The sequence below is a fragment of the Paucibacter sp. B51 genome, assembly GCF_027863535.1.
GTDB lineage: Bacteria > Pseudomonadota > Gammaproteobacteria > Burkholderiales > Burkholderiaceae_C > Paucibacter_A > Paucibacter_A aquatilis.
Genome location: NZ_JAPIVN010000001.1, coordinates 1,922,390 through 1,940,576, shown reverse-complemented (window position 1 = coordinate 1,940,576; position 18,187 = coordinate 1,922,390). Strand labels below are relative to the sequence as shown.

Here is an 18,187-nt window from a genome sequence, read left to right as displayed (position 1 = left end):
CAAAGCGGGCTTGGATTCGGTTCACAATCAAAGCCATCAGAACAATACGTTAGGAGCCCGCCATGCACATTCCTCGTCGTTCCCTTCTGGCTGTCTTCGGTGCCGTGGCCGCGCTGGGCCTGAGTGCCTGCAGCGGCCCCTACAGCATCAGCAGCGAAGTCTCCAGCTTCGGCACCTGGCCCGAGAGCCGCAAGCCGGGCAGCTTTGCGTTCGAGCGACTGCCCTCGCAAGCACAGGCGGGCGCAGTGGCCGAGGCCCAGGCCCGCATCGAAGCCGCAGCGCGCGCGGCTCTGCTGAAGGCCGGATTCACCGAAGCCGCTGACGCCAAGAGTGCCGATGTGCTGGTGTCCCTGGGCATGCGCGTGGATCCGCAAGAGCGCGCGCCCTGGGACGACCCGCTGTGGTGGCGCTGGCAGGGCAGCTATGCCCACTGGCGCTACGGCGGCCTGGGCCGCATCGGCTTCTACCACCCCTCGGACATGCTGGATCGCCGCTACGACCGCTCGGTCGCCGTGCTGCTGCGTGACCGCCGGACCGCCGAGCCGCTTTACGAAGCCCGCGCCAGCAATGAAGGCATGACCCAGGGTCCCAGCGAACTGGCCGGCGCCTTGTTCGAAGCTGCGCTGAGCGACTTCCCCAAGGTGCGGCCCGAGCCGCACCGCGTGGTGGTGCAAGCGATCCGCTGAGCACCGTCGCCCCGCCGGACTACTCATGGCAAGCCCGCAGCGGGCTGTCATCCAGGCCGGCTGATAATCAGCGCTTCACTGAAACCTCACGGGGCGGTCACCGCCCCGCTTGCATTCACATGGCGCTGAACATTGTCATCATGGCCGCGGGCAAGGGCACCCGCATGAAATCGGCCTTGCCCAAGGTCTTGCACAAGCTGGCCGGCCGCTCCTTGCTGCGCCATGTGCTGGACATGACACAGGGCCTGCAAGCCCAGCGCAATGTGGTCATCACTGGCCATGGTGCCGAGGCGGTAGAAGCCGCCGTCGCCGGCCCCGGCGTGCAGTTCGTGCGCCAGATGCCCCAGCTGGGCACCGGCCACGCCATCCAGCAGGCCGTGCCGGCGCTGCCCGAGGACGAAGGCACGACCCTGATCCTGAACGGCGATGTGCCCCTGATCAAACAGGCCACCGCCCAAGCCCTTGTCCAAGCTTGTGATGGCAAGGCCCTGGTGCTGCTGACCATCCACCTGAGCGACCCGACCGGCTACGGCCGCATCGTGCGCCAAGGTGGCCAAGCGGACGGCAATGTGCTGGCCATCGTCGAGCACAAGGACGCGAGCGCCGAGCAGCGCGCCATCCGAGAGGGCTACACCGGCATGATGGCCGCCCCCACCGGCGCGCTGAAACGCTGGGTCAGCCAGCTGAAGAACGAAAACGCCCAGGGCGAGTACTACCTGACCGACATCGTCGCCATGGCTGTGGCCGAGAGCGTGCCGGTGCTGGGCATTGCCGCACCGAACGAGACCGAGGTGCTGGGCGTCAACAGCCCGGTGCAGCTGGCCGACTTGGAGCGTCGTTTCCAGTTGGAACAAGCCGAAACCCTGCTGGAAGCCGGCGTGCGCCTGGCCGACCCGCGCCGCTTCGATGTGCGTGGCACCTTGAGCTGCGGCCAGGACGTAGAGATCGACGTCAACTGTGTGTTCGAAGGCACCGTCGTTCTAGGCGACAACGTTCGCATCGGCGCCAACTGCGTGATCCGCAATGCCAGCATCGGTGCCGGCACCCGCATTCATGAGTTCACCCACATCGACGGCGAGAAGGCCGGCGGCGCCCAGGTCGGCGCCGGCGCCCTGATCGGCCCCTTCGCCCGCCTGCGCCCCGGCGCCGACCTCGGTGACGAGGTCCACATCGGCAATTTCGTCGAGGTCAAGAACTCCACCCTGGCCAAGGGCGCCAAGGCCAACCACCTGGCCTATCTCGGCGATGCCACCGTGGGCGAGCGCGTCAACTACGGCGCCGGCTCCATCACCGCCAACTACGACGGCGCCAACAAGCACCGCACCGTGATCGGCGCCGATGTGCATGTGGGCAGCAACTGCGTGCTGATCGCGCCGGTCGAGATCGGTGCCGGCGCCACCATCGGCGGCGGCTCCACCATCACCAAGCCGGTGGCAGCCGGCGAGCTGAGTGTGGCGCGCGGCAAACAGGTGGCCATCGCCGGCTGGAGCCGGCCGCTCAAGAAACGCTGAGATCGGCCGAGCGGGCGTGATAATCGCACGCAGGCCGAGCCTGGCCCGGCGCTTCACCCCCGTCTGCGGGGGCGCGCCGCCCGGGCCCAGCGCCTAGGATTTCGCAACAGGTTCCTTCAGCAGTCTCAAAGGGCACATCATGGCGCGCAATCTCGCAGCATCCGCACGACGTCTGGCCGACAACTCGACCGACGCGGCCAGTTCCCTCGGCGAAGAGGCATTCTTGATCGACAGCTCCTGGCAGACCCTGGACGAGATCCAGGCGCGCGAAGAACAGAACGCGCGTGCCGAAGCCCTGGAAACCCAGGCCCTGTACCAAGCCAAATGCGATGACGCCGCCAGCGCCTGCTGGTACCTCTGCCGCAGCCTCGGTCTGGCGCGCCAGATGGAGGCCGACGGCGAGCCCACGCTGGAGCTGCTGTTCCAGTTGCTGGGCGCCCTGGCCGATCTGCCCGCCGAAATCAGCAGCGCCCCAGTCCCCGAGGCCGAAGGCGCCGACAACCTGGGCGTGTTCGAGCTCTGCCAACAGCTGTCGGCCGCGCGTGAACTGAGCCAGGAAGCCTGGGTCGATGCCGAGCTGGCGGCCCCTCGCCAGGCCCTCACTCACTGAGTCATCCAAAGAGTCATCCACTGAGTCACCCACTGAGGCGAGCACCGCCACACCCCCCGCAAGGGCGCCGCACTTCCGTGCCGCGCCCTTTTGCTTTTTCGTTCCGCCCGCATCGGGCTTGCCAAGGAGCCTCTGCCATGAAAGCCCTGAAATTCATCGCGCTCGCCCTGATCGCGCTGCTGGCCGGTCTGCTGCTGGGCGGCTTGCTGCTGTCGCCGAAGTTCCAGGTCAGCCGCACCGTGCAGATCCAGGCCAGCCCTGACGCCGTCTATGCCCTGGTGGCCAGCCCGCGGCAATGGAAGCTCTGGAGTGTCTGGAACCAGCGCGACCCAGCCATGCAGATCGAGTACAGCGGCCCGGAATCCGGGGCCGGCGCGGTCTGGGCCTGGAAAAGCAAGACCGAGGGCGATGGCACCATGAGCTTCACGGCCGCCGAGCCCGGCCAGCGCGTGGCCTACGCGCTCTACTTTCCCGACTTCGGCACCACCTCATATGGCGAGCTGCGCCTGCAGGCTCGCAACGGCGGCACCGAGCTGATCTGGACCATGGACGGCGACATGGGCAAGAACCCCTTGTTCCACTGGTTGGCCTTGTTCGCCGATGGCATGGTGGGCCCCGATTTCGAGGCCGGCCTGGCGCGGCTGAAGCAGGTGGCTGAACGCGGGTCCGGCGCTTGAGCGCGCGGCCGGACGGCCGTCATGCACCATGCTCAAAAATGAAGCAGACCAAGGAAACGCCTGACAGATCAATCACTTGGCAGGGCTATGGGCAGCTTGCCCACGAACTTATCCACAGCAGGCGGGGATAGTCTGATCAGGCGCGGAAGCCGCCACGCGACCGTCACGACAGCAGGCCGCGCTCCACGCCTGAAATCAAACGGCTGACGCGCGAGACCGACAAGCCCAGCTCGGCCGCCAAGGCGCTCATGCTCCAACCGGCCTCGGTGTGAGCGCGGTAGAGCGCTTGCTCGCGCGAGCCGCTGTGCGCCAGCACCTCGGCCCAGGGCGGCCGATCCGTGGTGGCGGCTCTCGAGCGCGCAGTGGATGGAAGTCGAGCCGCTGGATCAGCCCGCCCCTGGGACGCAGGCTTGGCGCGCGCCTGGGCCCGCTCAGCCTGATCGGCGGCACGAACCGCGGCCCGCATGCGCTTCACAAAGGCAGCATCGCCAAGAAAGATCTGCTGCCGCAAGCGACCCGGCCACAAAGCCAGATCGGGCTCGCTGGCCAGCAGTTGGGCATAGCGGTCGGCCGCGCGGCGGCGGTCCAGGGCGCCGCGCAGCTCGCGGCCCAGCACATAGGCATGCAGGCCATCGGCGTCGAGCCAGGCCGGTGCCGGCTCCATGCCCACATGGGCCCGGTAGCTGGACCAGGGCCAGTCGGCCAGCTCGCGAACCAGGCCCAGGCGCAGGGGGTTGAGTTCGACGTAGCGACAGGCGTCCAGCAGATGCGCCTCGCGATCGACCAGCACGCCCTTGAAGCGGCCATGGAACAGCGGCCCTTCGCTGCCATGACGGCGGTTGTGATACTGGGTGTAGACGCCGTTGAGATGGCGCATCAGGCGCGAGAGATTGGCCTGGCGGGTGAACAGCAGCAGATGGAAGTGATCGGGCAGCAGGCAGTAGGCCAGCACCTGGGCATCAAAGCGCTGCATGGTCTGCGCGATCAGCGCCAGCAGGCTGCGGCGGTCGGCGTCATCTTCGAAGGCGCGCACGCCTGCATCGCAGCGTGAGCTGAGGTGGTACACAGCGCCAGCGAGCTCGATGCGGGGAGGACGTGCCATGCATCAACTTAGGTGAGCATGGTGCAGAAGACAAGGTGGCAGGCAAGGCTTGACCCCCAAGCCGGTGACAGGCCAGTGAGCTGGCTTCGAAAACAGCCCACCGGACTCACGCGCCACCGCCCGGCAGGCGCCGGGGTCAGGTCTTGCTGTGCAGGCCTTCCAGCACCTTGAGCACGGCCTCGTCGCCCATATTGCGGGCGTCGGCCAGCTCACCGCCGTTGGTGGCCTTGATCACGCTGCCGTCGTTGGCCAGCACGGCCACGGCCGGGATGCCCTTCTTGAGCGACACGCCGATCTGTGCCGCCAGGTCGACATTGCGATCGAAGCGACCGACATTGACCTTGAGCACCACCAGGCGCTTGCCCACATGCTCGGACAGGCTGCCGGCGCTCATCTTGCGGTCCAGGGCCAGGCAGTCGCCGCACCAGTTGGCGCCAAACACCACCAGCACGTTCTTGCGCTGGGCCTGCGCGGCAGCCAGGGCCTGGTTCAACTCGGCGCGGGCATCGGCCAGCTCGTTGTAAACCAGCTTGGCCACGGTGGGCGCTGGCGCCGTGGCCGCAGGCGCCACAGCTTGGGCATGGGCGGCCGAGGCAAACATCAGGCTGCTCAAGAGGCCGAGGGCGAAGGCGGTCTTTTTCATGGTGGGCAATCCCTGTGCTAGAAAAGGGCGCAGTGTGCCACGGCAAATGCGGTACAAAGCGGCCTCGCCGTATCTGCACCCAACCCAACACAAGGCAACTTTGCACCCATGGCCGCTTCCAGCCTTTTGGCACTGATCGATGACATCGCCACCATCCTCGACGACGTGGCCCTGCTGTCCAAGGTGGCGGCCAAGAAGACCACCGGCGTGCTCGGCGACGACCTGGCGCTGAACGCCCAGCAGGTGGCCGGCGTCTCGGCCGAACGCGAACTGCCCGTGGTCTGGGCCGTGGCCAAGGGATCTTTCTTGAACAAGGCCATCCTGGTGCCGGCCGCCCTGGCCATCAGCGCCTGGGCGCCCTGGGCCGTGACGCCGCTGCTGATGCTGGGCGGCGCCTACCTCTGCTTCGAGGGCTTCGAGAAGCTCGCTCACAAGTTCCTGCACAGCGCCGCCGAGGTGGAGGCGGAGCACCAGGCATTGAGCGAAGCCGCCCTGAACCCGGACCAGGACCTGGTGGCTTTCGAGCGCGACAAGATCAAGGGGGCGATCCGGACCGATTTCATCCTCTCGGCCGAAATCATCGCCATCACCCTGGGCACCGTGGCCGGTACCAGCTTCAGCACACAGGTGTTGGTGCTCAGCGGCATTGCCCTGGCCATGACGGCCGGGGTCTACGGTCTCGTCGCGGGCATCGTCAAGATCGATGACGCGGGCCTTTACCTGAGCCGCCGGCCGGGTGCCTTCCAGCAAAGCGTGGGCCGCATGCTGCTCTCGGCCGCCCCATGGCTCATGAAAGGCCTGGCGCTGGCCGGCACGGTGGCCATGTTCCTTGTCGGCGGCGGCATTCTCAGCCACGGCCTGCCCGCACTGCACCATGCCGGAGAAGCCCTGGCGCAGAGCCTGGGCGCCCTGTCCTGGCTGGGCCCCTTGTTGTTCGATGGTGCTGTGGGCCTGGCGGCCGGTGCGCTGTGCCTGGCCGGGGTGACGGTCGTGACACGGCTGCGCGCCGTCTTCAGCGCCAAAAACCAGGCTTGATCGCCGGCCTCGACCGCACGGGTCGCGCAGCGGGTACGAGGCTGGCATCATCCAGCTTCCGCCCCGCCGGTTAGGATTCGACCCCATGAAGACGTACACCATCGAAATCCAGAAATTCAAGGCCGCCTCCAACAACATCCACGGCCAGATGCTGCTCAAGGTCGACGCCCTGGTGAGCCCCAAGGCCCCGGTCGAAGGCATCGAGCCCAGCACCATCCTGACCCTGACCGAGGCCAATGCTCGCGTGCTCATGGCCCTGCTCAAAGCCCAGTTGCTGGAGTTCGACAGCAAGAAGGCGCGCAGCCGCTTCTGATTCCAGGCCCGCACTGAAGCCGGCTGCCGCAGCGCAGCCGAAGCAGCGACAATCGCGCCATGGAATATCCCCAATACAAGCCTCAGTCCGACCACCTGCCCCTCAACGACGAGGAGCTGTCCACGCTGGACGACATGCTGATCAAGTTGCCGGTCGAGGCGGCGATGAACATCGAAGCACTCGACGGCTATCTGGCCGGCCTGCTGCTGAGCCCGCAGCGCCTGGCCGACCTGCCCGGCGCCGCGTGGCTGCCTACCGTTTGGGGCGGCGACGGGGATGACCTCGAAGCCGGCAGCAAATCCGAGAACTACCCTTTCGTCAGCGGCAAGCAGCGCAAGCGCGTGACCCTGCTGGTGCTGCGCCATCTGCAGTCGATCGAATGGCAGCTCAATGCCAAGCCCGAACTGTGGGAGCCCATCTTCAGCGTCGCAGAAGACGAGGACGGTGATCTGGTCGATGCCGAGGAATGGGCCATCGGCTTCCTGACCGCGGTAGACCTGGCGCCGGAATCCTGGGCACCGCTGTTCGAGGATGCGGTCAGTGGCCCGCTGCTGGAGCCCATCGCCCTGCTCGGGGGCGACGAGTCCACGCTCAGCGAGGCCCAGCGCGCCCAGCTGGCCGACCTGAAGCACAAGGACGAACTGAGCCGCGCCGTGCTCGACAACGTGCTCAAGCTCTGGGAACTGCGCAAGGCCCGCCAGGGCTGAACCACCGCTTCGGCATGCCCAGCGACTCCAGCGCCGCTCACCGGCTGCGCCACGCCCAGCGCATGAACGCGCTGCTCGATCACATCGACCGACACCTCGACCAAACGCTGGACCTGAGCAGCCTGGCCGAGCGCATGCACTTCTCGCCCTTTCATTTCCACCGCGTGTTCGCGGCCTGGATGGGCGAAACCCTGGGCGACTACCTGCGCCGCCGCCGCCTCGACGTGGCCGCCCTGATGCTGGCCCAGCCCGAGCCGCGCTCGGTGCTGGAAGTCGCCCTGGCCGTGGGCTTTGGCTCCAGCGAAGCGTTTGCACGCGCCTTCAAGCTGCGCTTCGGCCAGACGCCCAGCGCCTGGCGCCTGGACAGCCCGCAGCGCTGGGCGCGCGACCTGGCATCCTCCAGAGAGCAGCAGACGCGCCGTCATCGACCGCCCGCGGCGCTGCAGAGCAATCTGGATCAGTGGGAGCGCAATCTCAATCAGGCCGACACAGCGCATGCTGAAGATGATGCAGGCTCTTCTTGTTTCACTTCAGAGAGCACCATGCAAGTCCGTCTCCAACAACTGCCCGCAAGCCGGGTTGCCTATTTGCGTCACATCGGCCCTTACGGCCTCGGCGTGCACCAGTTCTGGATGAATACCGTGCTGCCCTGGCAGCAGGCGCAGGGTCTGATCGGCCGAACCTGCTACGGCATCGGCCATGACGACCCGCACGTCACAAAGGCCGACAAATGCCGCTACGACGCCTGCGTCGAAGTCGACGCCGACTTTGTGCCGCGCAGCCCGGCCAGCATCCAGAACCTGCCCGGCGGACGTTATGCCGTGGCCCAGTTCCGCGGCACCTTGGCTGATTTCAGCCATGCCTGGACCGAACTTCTGCGCGCATGGCTGCCCGGCAGCGGCCTGCAAATTGACGGGCGCCCCGTGTTTGAACGCTACCCGCCCGGCGCCGAGTACGACCCCAGCACTGGCGTTTTCAGCTGCGAACTGTGCCTGCCTGTGAAGGCTGCCTGAAACCGGCGGATTGAGGCCCGGCCGTCCGCAGCGCGCCGGGCGTCTGCGACTCAGAAGCGGCCGCTCAGCCACGACTCCAGAGCCGCGAATACCTGTTCACGCTCAGGTTCGTTGAAGATTTCGTGGAAGAGCGGGCCAAAGCATTGGGCGCGCAGGATGGCGGGCGGGGCCGCGGCCGCAAACTCGGCGCTGCCGGAGGGCGCAACGCAACGGTCGCTGCCAGCCCAGAGCAGCAAAGTGGGCACCACCCAATCGGCGGCGTGCTGACGCACCAATTCACCGGCATCGACAATCATGCGAGCCAAGGTGGGCGTCAGGCGGTCGTGCACCAGCGGGTCGTCGACATAGGCCTGCACGACGACGGCATCGCGGGAAATCCAGCGGGTCTTGAGCCCATTGCCCACGGCCAGATGCGGCACCAGGGTCTCGCCCAGCAGCAGTTGCAGGCGCTGGAAAGCCGACATGCCCGGATCCAAGGCGGGCGAAGAAAGCACCAGGGCATCCACCGGGCGGAACCACATGGGCAGCTGACCGCCGCTGCTGGCCGCAAGACCTCCAGCGACGAATCTCGCCGCCACCAGGCCACCCATGCTGTGTCCCAACAGGATCAAGGGACCGCGGCCCAGTTGCCGATCGGCGCGCAGCTCGTCGATCACCAAGCCCAGGTCTTGCAGCAGCCTTTCGGCATCGGGCACATCGCCACGCGGGCCGCCGGAAGCTCCATGACCGCGCTGGTCATAACCGGCCACATGCCAACCCCAGTGGTTGAGCTTGGCCGCCAGAGTTTCGTAGCGCCCCACATGCTCTCCCAGACCATGGACCAACAGCACGGTGCCACGGGCTGGCTCCAGGCCCAGCTTGCTCCACTGCCGCCAGTGCAGGGGGATGCCATCATCGGTTCTCAGAGTTCGCATGCGGCTCAGTGTAGGCAGGGCCCCACGCAGGCCACCCCAGGGCTTGCCCGGGGCGGTAAAACTACCTGGGAAGCGTCATCAAACTCGGCGAGCATGCCGTCCGCGCCCCAAGGCCGATGAACAATGGCTCAAGGGCAGGGCGGCCCCGATTCTGACGCCAGCTCGGCCCCCTACACTGCAAACTTTTGTTACTCCTTGACCCGGATTTGATGCGATGAGAAATCTGCTGTCTCTGCTCATCTGTCTGCTGCTGACGGCCTGCGCGTCGGCGCCCAAGTACACCGTGGATGATGGTCGCCCGGTCAATGAGACCTTGCTCGGCAATATCCGCGCCTTTGGTGCCGGCGAGCAAGCGGTGCGCCCGGCCATCGCCCGCAGCGCCGCCCTCAAGGACCCCGACTGCGACAAGCAATGGGAGCTGCCCTTCGCCCTGGCCACCAGCAACGGCTGGGCCGAGAACGACCGCGTGGCCTGGGTGCGGGCCCTCAATGTGGACGAGCGCCTGACCGTGGTGGCCGTGGCGCCCGGCTCGCCCTTGCAACTGGGTGACAAGGTGGTGGTGCTGGCCGGCCTCAGAACCGAGGACACCGAACAGATGCTCAACGGCCTGGCCGAGATTCGCGACCGCGGCCAGCCCTTTTCCGTGGTGCTGTCCACCGGCAAGCAGCATGTGATCACACCGTTCGAAGTCTGCCGCGGCTACACGCGCTTTGCCCCGCCCAGCACGCCCGAGGTGCAGGATTACCACTGGCTGCTCAGCATGCATTCGCTGGAAGTGCCCAAGGTGCAGCTGACCGAAGACGAGGCGCTCTGGGCCGTGCTGTGGACGCAGGGCCTGTCCGAAGAGGGCGGCGCGCGCATGAAGACCTTTCACTACGGCAGCAAGATCGTCGGCACGCTTTACAACCTGGTCACCCTGGCCTCGGGTTTGAAGGGGGCGGCGATGGCGGCCGAAGCTGCCGTGACTGCCGCCAAGAGCGCGGCGCAGAACGTGGTGACCGAAGTGCTCAAACAACAGCTGATCGAGCAAGGCAAGAGTCTGGCGGCGCAGAAGTTGCGCGAAGGGCTGACCGATGCCGCCGAAAAGCTGACCCGGCAGCAGGTGGTCAATGCCCTGCAGGCGGCGGCCGCCAACCGGGGCTCGCTGTCCGGCGTGGCACGCGTGGGCGCCACGGTCTTTGATCGCGCCGACGCCTGGGCGTTCGAACGCGTGGCCAAGCTCGGCGGCAACCCCCTGGGCGGCTTTCGCCTGCATCAAAAGCTGATCGAGAACAGCTTCACCAGCAATGCCTTTGCCTTCGACGCCGAACGTCTTGACGCGCTCAGCAAACTGGCCGATGCCAAAGGCCTGGGCTACGAGGTGCAAGCCATCCTCAACGGCTTCAAGCCCGAGGAACTGCTGTTTGAGATCGGCGCCATGCCGCTCGCCTCGGCGCCCGCCGCTTTTTCCTTTTCGGGCCCTGAAGACATGAACCAAGGCCGCTTCGCACGCGGTCTGATCGACGCCATGCTGGACATGCCCATGGCCTCCGGCCCCGCCAAAAAATGACGCATCCTTTGCCGCAGCCCCTCGGTTTCCCCCCTCGCGCTCTCGCGCGCTTGCGCGCCGGTGATGTGCGTCGTCTCATCGGCCTGGCCATGCTGCCCTGGTGCAGCGCCACCTGCCTGGCTCAAGCGCTTGCGCCAGCGCCAGCCCCAACGCCAGCACCGGCCGTGGCCGCCGCTTCGGCGCCGGTCGTGGGCGCGCCGGCCGGCGCGGCTCCAGCCGCCAGCGCTGCCTCGGCGGCAAGCGATGCCCTTCCTCCGGCGCCACCGCCGCCCAGTTGCTCGGCCCTGACTGCCAAGGCCATGAGCAGCGATTTGCGCGCCGCCACGGCGCAAGCCCAAAACAAGGCGCTGGAAGACCTGGCCAAGGCCTATGAAGAGGCCATCTCGCTATGGACCCAGGCCGCCCTGGGCTGCAACGGCCGGGCCCAGGAGCGCGCCCAGCGCGCCCTCAGCGACAACGAGCGCCAGCGCGCTGCGGTGGCCGAGCGCCTGGCGGCCGGCTCGCAATGCGAGCTCTCGCACCGCGATGCGGCCTCGCTGCAGGAACTGGCGGCCAAGGCCTTTGGCGAACGCCGCTTTGCCGATGCCGCCTCGCTCTACAGCAAGGCCGAGACCATGTGGGACCTGGCCGCCGAGCATTGCACCGGCAGCCAGCAGCAGATCGCCCAGCGCCGCCGCGAGCAGACCGAGATCGACGCCCACAACGCCGAGTACTGCGCGCCCATCTTCGAGAAAGCGCGCGAGTTCACGCAGAAGTTCCGCACCGCAGCGCCCGGCTTGCCGGTGACCGAGCGCCAGGCTCAGTCCCTGATCGCGGAAACCGCCTGGCGGCGCGCCACCACCCTGTGCAAGGACGCGGCCCTGGACAACGCCAATGCCTTCATCCAGACCCTGGCACGCGAACGCGGCACGCCCTGGACGGCCGTGGCCCTGCCGGACAGTTTCCAGTCCGTGCTGCCCAAACCGCCTGCGCCGCGGCCCAGCGCCGTTGCGGCCGCCCCGGCCACACCCGCCCAGGGTGCGAACAAGGTGGCGGGTGCTGCAGGCGCCGCAGGAACAGCAGCCGCCACGACGGCCGCAACGACGGCGGCCGCCAGCAGCGAGGCCAGCACAGGCGGCCTGGGCGCCGTCATCAGCGGCGCCCTCGGTGCGGTGAAGAACGCCGTCAGCAGCCCGAGCCCCGAGGCCACACCCAGCCGTAATGCACCCGAGGCAGCCAAGCCGGCGCCGCAGGAGATGGACATCCGCGCCGGTGACACCCGCTACAAGGGACAGTTCGTGCGCGAAGAGGGCCAGGTGGTCAGCGGCAATGGCCGGGTCGAATGGTCCAACGGAGACGTCTACATCGGCAGCCTGGTGCGCAGCGTGCGCCAGGGCAAGGGCGAATTCATCTGGGCCAATGGCCAGCGCTATGTCGGCGACTGGGTGGCCGACAAGGCCACCGGCCAGGGCAAGCTCAGCTTTGCCAACGGCAATCAGTACGAGGGCAGCGTGGTCGACGGCAGCCCCGAGGGCGTGGGCCAGCTGAGCTTTGCCAGCGGCGATGTCTACAAAGGCCAGATCAGCCAGGGCCTGCCGCATGGCAAGGGCCTGTACCGCTGGGCCAATGGCCAGCAGTACGAGGGCGACTATGTGCGCGCCGAACCGCAGGGCCGCGGCGTGCTGCGCTATGCCAACGGCAACCGCTACGAGGGCAGCATCCAGGCCGGCCAGCCCCATGGCCAGGGGCGCATGGAGCTGGCCTCGGGCGACCGCTACGAGGGCGAGTTCCACCTCGGCAAGCCGCAGGGCCAGGGCAGCTATTTCTGGAAGAGCGGCGAGCGCTACGTCGGCGCCTGGGTCGGCGGTGTCAAGCATGGCCAGGGCGTTTTCCACTGGCCCACGGGCGACCGCTGGGAAGGCCTGTTCCAGGCCGACGAACGCACCGAAGAGGGCACCTTGCACCGCAAGGAATGAGCATGGACAAGCACGGCATGAGCGCCCCAACCGCAGCAGCAGCAACAGCAGCCAGCGACACCCCGGTCGAGCTGAGCCCACCCGACATCCGCCCCTACCGGCACGGCAGCGGCGCCAGCGGCGTCGACTACGTCCATGTGCTGGAATCGGGCCGCCCCGGCCCCACGGTCATGGTGCAAGCCCTGACCCATGGCAACGAGCTCTGCGGCGCCATCGCTCTGGACTGGCTGTTCCAGCAAGGCATGGGCCGCACGCTGCAGCCGCTGCAGGGGCGGCTGATCCTGAGCTTCGGCAATGTCGAGGCCTACGCCCGCTTCAACCCCGCCGATCCGCATGCCGCACGCTGCGTGGACGAAGACCTGAACCGCGTCTGGAGCGATGAGCAGTTGTTCGGCGCAAGAGACTCGCTGGAGCTGCGCCGAGCCCGCGCCCTGCGGCCTTTTGTGGACAGCGCCGACCACCTGTTCGACATCCACTCCATGCAGGACGCCTGCCGGCCGCTGATGGTCTGCGGCCTGCTCGACAAGGGCGCCGCCTTCGCGCGCGAGCTGGGCATGCCCGGCGAGCTGCTGATCGACACCGGCCACCCCTCGGGCCTGCGCATGCGTGACCGCGGCGGCTTTGGCGACCCGGCCAGCCCGAAGAACGCCTTGCTGATCGAATGCGGCCAGCACTGGGAGCAGCGCTCGGCCGAGGTGGCCGTTGATGGCCTTGTGCGCTTCCTGCGCCTGACCGGCATGGTCAGCGCCGACTGGGCTGAGCCGCGCCTGCGCCTGCCTCTGCCCGAGCGCCAGCGCACCATCCGGGTGGACGAAGCCATCACCGCCATCAGCCGCGACTTTCACTTCACCCTGCCGGGCCCGGTACGCGGCCTCGACATCATCCCCGAAGCTGGCACCGCCTTCGCCCGCGACGGCGACACCGTGTTCAAAACGCGTTATGCCAACACGGTGCTGGTGATGCCCAGCCTCAAGCACGGGCTGCCGGGCAACACCATGGTGAGGCTGGGGCGGGTGGAGGGCTGAGGTTCGTCGAACCGGAGCCGCAAGCCCGGCTCTTTACTCAGGCTTCATGCAAAAGGCATTGAGCTTGTTGCCATCGAGATCACGGAAGTAGGCGGCAAAGAAGCCGCCGCCGCGCGGGCCTGGTGCGCCTTCGTCCTGGCCGCCCAGCTCCAGCGCCTTGGCGTGCAGGGCGATCACCTTCTCTTCGCTGTCCACGGCCAGGGCGATCATCACGCCGTTGCCCACGCTGGCGGGCTGGCCATCAAATGGGGTGAGCAGGCCAAAACCCGGCTGGTCCATGCTGCGCCCCCAGGCGTAGCCGCGGTCGAAGGTCATCAGCCGCTGGATGCCGATGACCGCGAACAGCTGGTCGTAAAAGGCCGTGGCGCGGGGCAGGTCATTCGTGCCGAGGGTCGTGTAGCCAATCATGGTGAGCCTTTCATGGGGAAGGGTTGGAACCGTGAATAGTGAAGCTTGAATCGCGATTCGTAAATCGGGAGTCAGCACCGCCTTGGGCGAACAACGCCCATCCTTCGCGACTCACGATTTCCCTCTCCTCAGCCCCGATCGAACTTGAAGACCGCCATGCTGGCCATCAGATTGGGGAAGCTGCGCACCGTCTGGCCGTTCTGGATGCCGAAGCTGTCCAGCACGCGCAGGCGGTTCTTGCGCGCCAGCACCTCAAAGTCGGCATAGGTGCCGACGCGGATATTGGGCGTGTCGTACCACTCGTAGGGCAGCACGCGGGTCACCGGCATGCGGCCCATCAGCACCTGGGCGCGGTTGGCCCAGTGGGCGAAATTGGGGAAGCTGACGATGCCGATGCGGCCCACGCGCGCAGTCTCGCGCAGCATGGCCTCGGTATTGCGCAGATGCTGCAAGGTTTCCAGCTGCAGCACCACATCAAAGCTCTGGTCCTCGAAGATGGACAAGCCCTCTTCCAGATTGAGCTGGATGACATTCACGCCGCGCTGGGCGCAGGCCAGCAGATTGGCATCGTCGAGCTCGACGCCATAGCCGCTGCAGCCTTTGTGGCGGATCAGGTGATCGAGCAACTCACCGGTGCCGCAGCCCAGGTCGAGCACGCGCGAGCCAGCGGGCACCAGCGCGGCAATATGTTGCAGGATGGCGCTCATGGCTGTTGTTCTCCGGCGATGCGTTGGAAGTAGGCGCGCAAGACGCCGTGGTAGCGGGGGTCTTCAAGCAGAAAGGCGTCGTGGCCATGGGGCGCGTCGATCTCGGCATAGGAGACATCGCGCTTGTTGTCGAGCAAGGCCTTGACGATCTCACGCGAGCGCGCCGGCGAGAAGCGCCAGTCGGTGGTGAAGCTGGCCAGCAGGTATTTGCAGCGGGCGCTGGCGAAGGCGCGGCTGAGGTTGCCGCCGTGCTCTCGCGCCGGGTCGAAGTAATCGAGCGCACGCGTGATCAGCAGGTAGGTGTTGGCATCGAAGTAGTCGCTGAACTTGTCGCCCTGGTGGCGCAGATAGCTCTCGATCTGGAACTCGATGTCCTGCGTGCTGTAGCCCAGCTCGGCGGCGCGCAGCTCGCGGCCGAACTTCTGCTCCATCGCATCGTCGGACAGGTAGGTGATGTGGCCGATCATGCGCGCCACACGCAGGCCGCGCTTGGGCACCACGCCGTGCGCGTAGAAATGGCCGCCGTGGAAATCGGGGTCGGTGATGATGGCGCGGCGCGCCACCTCGTTGAAGGCGATGTTCTGTGCCGACAGGGCCGGCGCCGTGGCAATCGCGATGCAATGGCGCATGCGCTCGGGGTAGCGCAGTGACCAGTCCAGCGCCTGCATGCCGCCCAGCGAGCCGCCCAACACGGCCGCCAGCTGCTGCACGCCCAGCGCATCGAGCACGCGCGCCTGAGCATCCACCCAGTCCTGCACCGTCACCACCGGGAAATCGGCGCCGTAGACCTTGCCCGTGGCCGGGTTGATGTGCATGGGGCCGGTGGAGCCGAAGCAGGAGCCGAGGTTGTTGATGCCGATGACGAAGAACTTGTCGGTGTCCAGAGGCTTGCCCGGGCCGATCAGGTTGTCCCACCAGCCTTCGCTCTTGTCTTGGCCCTCGTAGGTACCGGCCACATGGTGGCTGGCGTTCAGGGCATGGCAGACCAGCACGGCGTTGTTGCGCTCGGCATTGAGCGTGCCGTAGGTCTCGTAGACCATTTCGTAGTCGCGCAGCTCGGCGCCGCTGCGCAGGCGCAAGGGCTGAGCAAAGGCCATGCGCTGGGGGGTGACATGGCCGAGCTGTCCTGCATGGGGCATGGGGGACTCCTGAAAAAACAAAACCGGCGCCGCTGGGGGAAAGCGGACGCCGGCGGTGCGGAGTCCCTCTTTAGCGGCATTTTTTGAGCGCCCGCAATTCGGAACAAATCGGCGCTGAGTGGCAATTATAGGCAAGCGCCAGGGCCGCCCTTCATGCCCAGGCAGTGGCACCCAGGTTCACGGCGCCGCGCACATGCAGTGCACAAAGGTGCTGAACGGTCGGCCCCGCTCGGCCATCTGGGTGGCAAAAGCCAGCTCGCCTTGCAACTGCTGCAGCGCCTTGGGCACCAGCACGCCGTCGCCCAAGCCCAGCTCTGCACGCACTGCAGCAGCCACCGAAGGCGCGACGATCTGGTCCAAGCTGGACAGCAGGCGCTCGAAGCGACCCATCTCGCGCTCGACATAGCTGAGCTTGGGCACCCCCTCGAGCTTGGCCAAGCTGGCGGCGGCACGCACGGCGTCGTCGAAACTGCCCAGGCGATCGATCAGGCCGCGCTCCTTGGCCTGCGCGCCGGTCCAGACCCGGCCCTGGGCCACGGCATGGATCTCGGCCACGCTCTTCTTGCGCGCCGCCGCGGTCTTGCTGGTGAACTCATCGTAGATGTGGTTGATGCCTTGCTGCACCGTGGTGGCCAGGCGCGGGTCCAGCGGCCGGCGCGGATCGAAGCCGCCCGCCAGCCAGTTCGTCGTGTAGCCACCGGTGTGCACCGAGAGCTTGTCCAGCAGCTTGTCGCCCGTGGGCAGCATGCCGTACACGCCTATCGAGCCGGTGATGGTGGCCGGGTCGGCGATCACCTGGTCCGAGGACATGGACACCCAATACCCTCCCGAGGCCGCCACATCGCCCATGGAAATGACGACCGGCTTGCCGGCCTTCTTCGTCAGCTCCAGCTCGCGGCGGATGACTTCCGATGCAAAGGCACTCCCGCCGGGCGAATTGACGCGCAGCACCACGGCCTTGACCTTGTCGTCCTCGCGCGCCTGGCGAATCAGGCGGGCGGTGGAATCCCCGCCGATGCGGCCTGCAGCGGCATCTCCATCGACGATCTCTCCCTCGGCCACCACCACGCCGACGCGATCACCCAACATGGGTTTGGGCTTGATGTAAGCCTGGTACTCGGCCATGGAAACCTGGCGGAAGCTCTTGCCCTTGTCGTCTTTGGCGCCACGCGCCATCAGCAGCTCGCGCATCTCGTCGCGGGTCTTGAGGCCATCCACCAGCTTGGCTTGCAAGGCCAGTTGCGCGGAGTCGCCCTTGAGCGCGGTCAGCGCTTCAGGCAGGGAGTCGATGCTCTTGCCGAGGCTGCCCTTGGGCAGCTTGCGTGCGGTCTCAACAGCCGCGGTGTAGCGCGCCCACAAGTCATCGTAAAGATAAGCCTCGGCCTGCAACGCTTCCTTGGACGGACTGTTGGAAAAGTAGGGCTCGGCCGCGTTCTTGAAGGCGCCGACACGCAGCACATTGGCGCTCACGCCCAAGCGGTCCAGGGCATCCTTGTAGTACGCGCGGTATCGACCATAACCCTCCAGCTGAACGGCGCCCAAGGGATGCAGATAGACCTCGCTGGCTCGCGCCGCCAGGAAGTAGCCGCGCTGGCTGTAGCCGTCGCCATAGGCCAGCACCGGCTTGCCCTTGGCCTTGAAGCGGTCCAGCGCGGCAGCCACCTCGCTCAAGCCGGCCAAGCCGCCGCCCGAGAACTCATCCAGGCTCAGCAGCACGCTGCCGATCTGCGGGTCTTGCGCGGCCGCGTCCAGCGTGCTCAGCACATCACGCAGCCGGGTCTGGCGCTGGTGGTTGCCTTGCAGCTGGGCCATGGCCTGGTCGCGGGCCGAGCCCGAGAACTGCTCGACCAGCGGGCCTTGCAGGTTCAGCACCAGGGTCGTCTTGTCCGCGAGAGGTGCCGGGCCTCGTGAGACGAGGCTCACCACGATCAGGACCAAGATCAGCAAGAGCAAGAGGTTGAGCAGGGCTCGCCGGCTGGCGTCCAGCACCCACCAGAACTTGCCCACGGCCCACCACAGGCCCGAAAACACCTTTTTCACTGCCATTCAGGCTCCCAAATGAATGAAGGATGGCCCGGCACGCGGCTCGGCTGAGCCAGCTTCAGCTCCGGACCCCTGCTTGATTGTGCAGCAGGCCTGCCGGCCGGGACGAAAGGCAGGGATCGGGGGGCCCGGGGTCGAAGCAGGATCGAT

General features: G+C 67.0%; 18 protein-coding genes. 11 read left to right on the top strand and 7 right to left on the bottom strand.

Annotated elements, in window-relative coordinates:
* The first annotated feature begins 62 nt into the window (after positions 1-62).
* The 4 genes from OOB33_RS08220 to OOB33_RS08205 all read left to right on the top strand — a co-directional run bounded on the left by OOB33_RS08220 (position 63) and on the right by OOB33_RS08205 (position 3,484).
* Positions 63-686 carry a DUF4136 domain-containing protein gene (locus OOB33_RS08220; RefSeq protein WP_171827507.1) on the top strand — a complete coding sequence of 208 codons (624 nt, stop codon included), beginning with the start codon at positions 63-65 and terminating at the stop codon, positions 684-686.
* 119 nt (positions 687-805) lie between these two features.
* Positions 806-2,197 carry a bifunctional UDP-N-acetylglucosamine diphosphorylase/glucosamine-1-phosphate N-acetyltransferase GlmU gene (gene glmU / locus OOB33_RS08215; protein ID WP_271008329.1) on the top strand — a complete coding sequence of 464 codons (1,392 nt, stop codon included), beginning with the start codon at positions 806-808 and terminating at the stop codon, positions 2,195-2,197.
* Between the two features lie 139 nt (positions 2,198-2,336).
* Positions 2,337-2,807: a hypothetical protein gene (locus OOB33_RS08210; RefSeq protein ID WP_171827505.1), complete on the top strand. Its 471-nt coding sequence runs from the start codon at positions 2,337-2,339 to the stop codon at positions 2,805-2,807.
* A gap of 137 nt (positions 2,808-2,944) precedes the next feature.
* Positions 2,945-3,484 (top strand): SRPBCC family protein, encoded by a 540-nt coding sequence (locus OOB33_RS08205; RefSeq protein WP_271008328.1) that lies wholly within the window; start codon positions 2,945-2,947, stop codon positions 3,482-3,484.
* A gap of 163 nt (positions 3,485-3,647) precedes the next feature.
* Here the strand turns inward: OOB33_RS08205 and OOB33_RS08200 are convergent, their stop codons facing one another.
* Complete coding sequence (locus OOB33_RS08200) at positions 3,648-4,586, bottom strand: REP-associated tyrosine transposase (protein WP_271008327.1); 939 nt, start codon at positions 4,584-4,586, stop codon at positions 3,648-3,650.
* 136 nt (positions 4,587-4,722) lie between these two features.
* Entirely contained in the window at positions 4,723-5,229 is a 507-nt protein-coding gene (locus tag OOB33_RS08195; RefSeq protein WP_271008326.1) for a thioredoxin family protein, read from the bottom strand.
* Positions 5,230-5,337: 108 nt separating this feature from the next.
* On the opposite strand from OOB33_RS08195, the gene OOB33_RS08190 reads away from it, so the two are divergent.
* From OOB33_RS08190 to OOB33_RS08175, 4 genes are all read left to right on the top strand, one after another.
* The gene (locus tag OOB33_RS08190; RefSeq protein WP_271008325.1) at positions 5,338-6,264 is read left to right on the top strand and encodes a DUF808 domain-containing protein; all 927 of its coding nucleotides are present in this window, start codon (positions 5,338-5,340) and stop codon (positions 6,262-6,264) included.
* A gap of 85 nt (positions 6,265-6,349) precedes the next feature.
* Positions 6,350-6,577 carry a hypothetical protein gene (locus OOB33_RS08185; protein ID WP_102768052.1) on the top strand — a complete coding sequence of 76 codons (228 nt, stop codon included), beginning with the start codon at positions 6,350-6,352 and terminating at the stop codon, positions 6,575-6,577.
* A gap of 59 nt (positions 6,578-6,636) precedes the next feature.
* A complete protein-coding gene (locus OOB33_RS08180) occupies positions 6,637-7,284 on the top strand; it encodes a UPF0149 family protein (protein WP_102768053.1) in 648 nt (215 codons plus the stop codon).
* 14 nt (positions 7,285-7,298) lie between these two features.
* On the top strand, positions 7,299-8,297 hold the full coding sequence (locus OOB33_RS08175) for an AraC family transcriptional regulator (RefSeq protein ID WP_271008324.1): 999 nt from the start codon (positions 7,299-7,301) through the stop codon (positions 8,295-8,297).
* 50 nt (positions 8,298-8,347) lie between these two features.
* Here OOB33_RS08175 and OOB33_RS08170 read toward each other — a convergent pair whose 3' ends face one another.
* Complete coding sequence (locus tag OOB33_RS08170) at positions 8,348-9,211, bottom strand: alpha/beta hydrolase (protein WP_102768054.1); 864 nt, start codon at positions 9,209-9,211, stop codon at positions 8,348-8,350.
* A 214-nt stretch (positions 9,212-9,425) separates the two neighbouring features.
* Here OOB33_RS08170 and OOB33_RS08165 point away from each other — a divergent pair, with 214 nt between their 5' ends.
* From OOB33_RS08165 to OOB33_RS08155, 3 genes are all read left to right on the top strand, one after another.
* On the top strand, positions 9,426-10,760 hold the full coding sequence (locus OOB33_RS08165; RefSeq protein ID WP_271008323.1) for a hypothetical protein: 1,335 nt from the start codon (positions 9,426-9,428) through the stop codon (positions 10,758-10,760).
* A gap of 65 nt (positions 10,761-10,825) precedes the next feature.
* Positions 10,826-12,715 carry an MORN repeat-containing protein gene (locus tag OOB33_RS08160; protein ID WP_271008322.1) on the top strand — a complete coding sequence of 630 codons (1,890 nt, stop codon included), beginning with the start codon at positions 10,826-10,828 and terminating at the stop codon, positions 12,713-12,715.
* 17 nt (positions 12,716-12,732) lie between these two features.
* A complete protein-coding gene (locus OOB33_RS08155) occupies positions 12,733-13,740 on the top strand; it encodes a succinylglutamate desuccinylase/aspartoacylase domain-containing protein (RefSeq protein ID WP_271008321.1) in 1,008 nt (335 codons plus the stop codon).
* Between the two features lie 33 nt (positions 13,741-13,773).
* Here OOB33_RS08155 and OOB33_RS08150 read toward each other — a convergent pair whose 3' ends face one another.
* From OOB33_RS08150 to sppA, 4 genes are all read right to left on the bottom strand, one after another.
* Entirely contained in the window at positions 13,774-14,148 is a 375-nt protein-coding gene (locus OOB33_RS08150; protein ID WP_102768057.1) for a VOC family protein, read from the bottom strand.
* Between the two features lie 128 nt (positions 14,149-14,276).
* Positions 14,277-14,855 (bottom strand): methionine biosynthesis protein MetW, encoded by a 579-nt coding sequence (gene metW / locus OOB33_RS08145; RefSeq protein ID WP_102768058.1) that lies wholly within the window; start codon positions 14,853-14,855, stop codon positions 14,277-14,279.
* On the bottom strand, positions 14,852-15,994 hold the full coding sequence (metX, locus tag OOB33_RS08140) for a homoserine O-succinyltransferase MetX (RefSeq protein WP_271008320.1): 1,143 nt from the start codon (positions 15,992-15,994) through the stop codon (positions 14,852-14,854). Before metX ends, metW begins: the two co-directional genes overlap by 4 nt.
* A gap of 177 nt (positions 15,995-16,171) precedes the next feature.
* Entirely contained in the window at positions 16,172-18,040 is a 1,869-nt protein-coding gene (gene sppA / locus OOB33_RS08135) for a signal peptide peptidase SppA (RefSeq protein WP_271008319.1), read from the bottom strand.
* Positions 18,041-18,187: the final 147 nt, after the last annotated feature.

Coding starts and splice junctions, on each gene's coding strand:
- OOB33_RS08220 (WP_171827507.1), top strand. CDS start 63: ATGCACATTCCTCGTCGTTCCCTTCTGGCTGTCTTCGGTGCCGTGGCC.
- glmU (WP_271008329.1), top strand. CDS start 806: ATGGCGCTGAACATTGTCATCATGGCCGCGGGCAAGGGCACCCGCATG.
- OOB33_RS08210 (WP_171827505.1), top strand. CDS start 2,337: ATGGCGCGCAATCTCGCAGCATCCGCACGACGTCTGGCCGACAACTCG.
- OOB33_RS08205 (WP_271008328.1), top strand. CDS start 2,945: ATGAAAGCCCTGAAATTCATCGCGCTCGCCCTGATCGCGCTGCTGGCC.
- OOB33_RS08200 (WP_271008327.1), bottom strand. CDS start 4,586: ATGGCACGTCCTCCCCGCATCGAGCTCGCTGGCGCTGTGTACCACCTC.
- OOB33_RS08195 (WP_271008326.1), bottom strand. CDS start 5,229: ATGAAAAAGACCGCCTTCGCCCTCGGCCTCTTGAGCAGCCTGATGTTT.
- OOB33_RS08190 (WP_271008325.1), top strand. CDS start 5,338: ATGGCCGCTTCCAGCCTTTTGGCACTGATCGATGACATCGCCACCATC.
- OOB33_RS08185 (WP_102768052.1), top strand. CDS start 6,350: ATGAAGACGTACACCATCGAAATCCAGAAATTCAAGGCCGCCTCCAAC.
- OOB33_RS08180 (WP_102768053.1), top strand. CDS start 6,637: ATGGAATATCCCCAATACAAGCCTCAGTCCGACCACCTGCCCCTCAAC.
- OOB33_RS08175 (WP_271008324.1), top strand. CDS start 7,299: ATGCCCAGCGACTCCAGCGCCGCTCACCGGCTGCGCCACGCCCAGCGC.
- OOB33_RS08170 (WP_102768054.1), bottom strand. CDS start 9,211: ATGCGAACTCTGAGAACCGATGATGGCATCCCCCTGCACTGGCGGCAG.
- OOB33_RS08165 (WP_271008323.1), top strand. CDS start 9,426: ATGAGAAATCTGCTGTCTCTGCTCATCTGTCTGCTGCTGACGGCCTGC.
- OOB33_RS08155 (WP_271008321.1), top strand. CDS start 12,733: ATGAGCGCCCCAACCGCAGCAGCAGCAACAGCAGCCAGCGACACCCCG.
- OOB33_RS08150 (WP_102768057.1), bottom strand. CDS start 14,148: ATGATTGGCTACACGACCCTCGGCACGAATGACCTGCCCCGCGCCACG.
- metW (WP_102768058.1), bottom strand. CDS start 14,855: ATGAGCGCCATCCTGCAACATATTGCCGCGCTGGTGCCCGCTGGCTCG.
- metX (WP_271008320.1), bottom strand. CDS start 15,994: ATGCCCCATGCAGGACAGCTCGGCCATGTCACCCCCCAGCGCATGGCC.
- sppA (WP_271008319.1), bottom strand. CDS start 18,040: ATGGCAGTGAAAAAGGTGTTTTCGGGCCTGTGGTGGGCCGTGGGCAAG.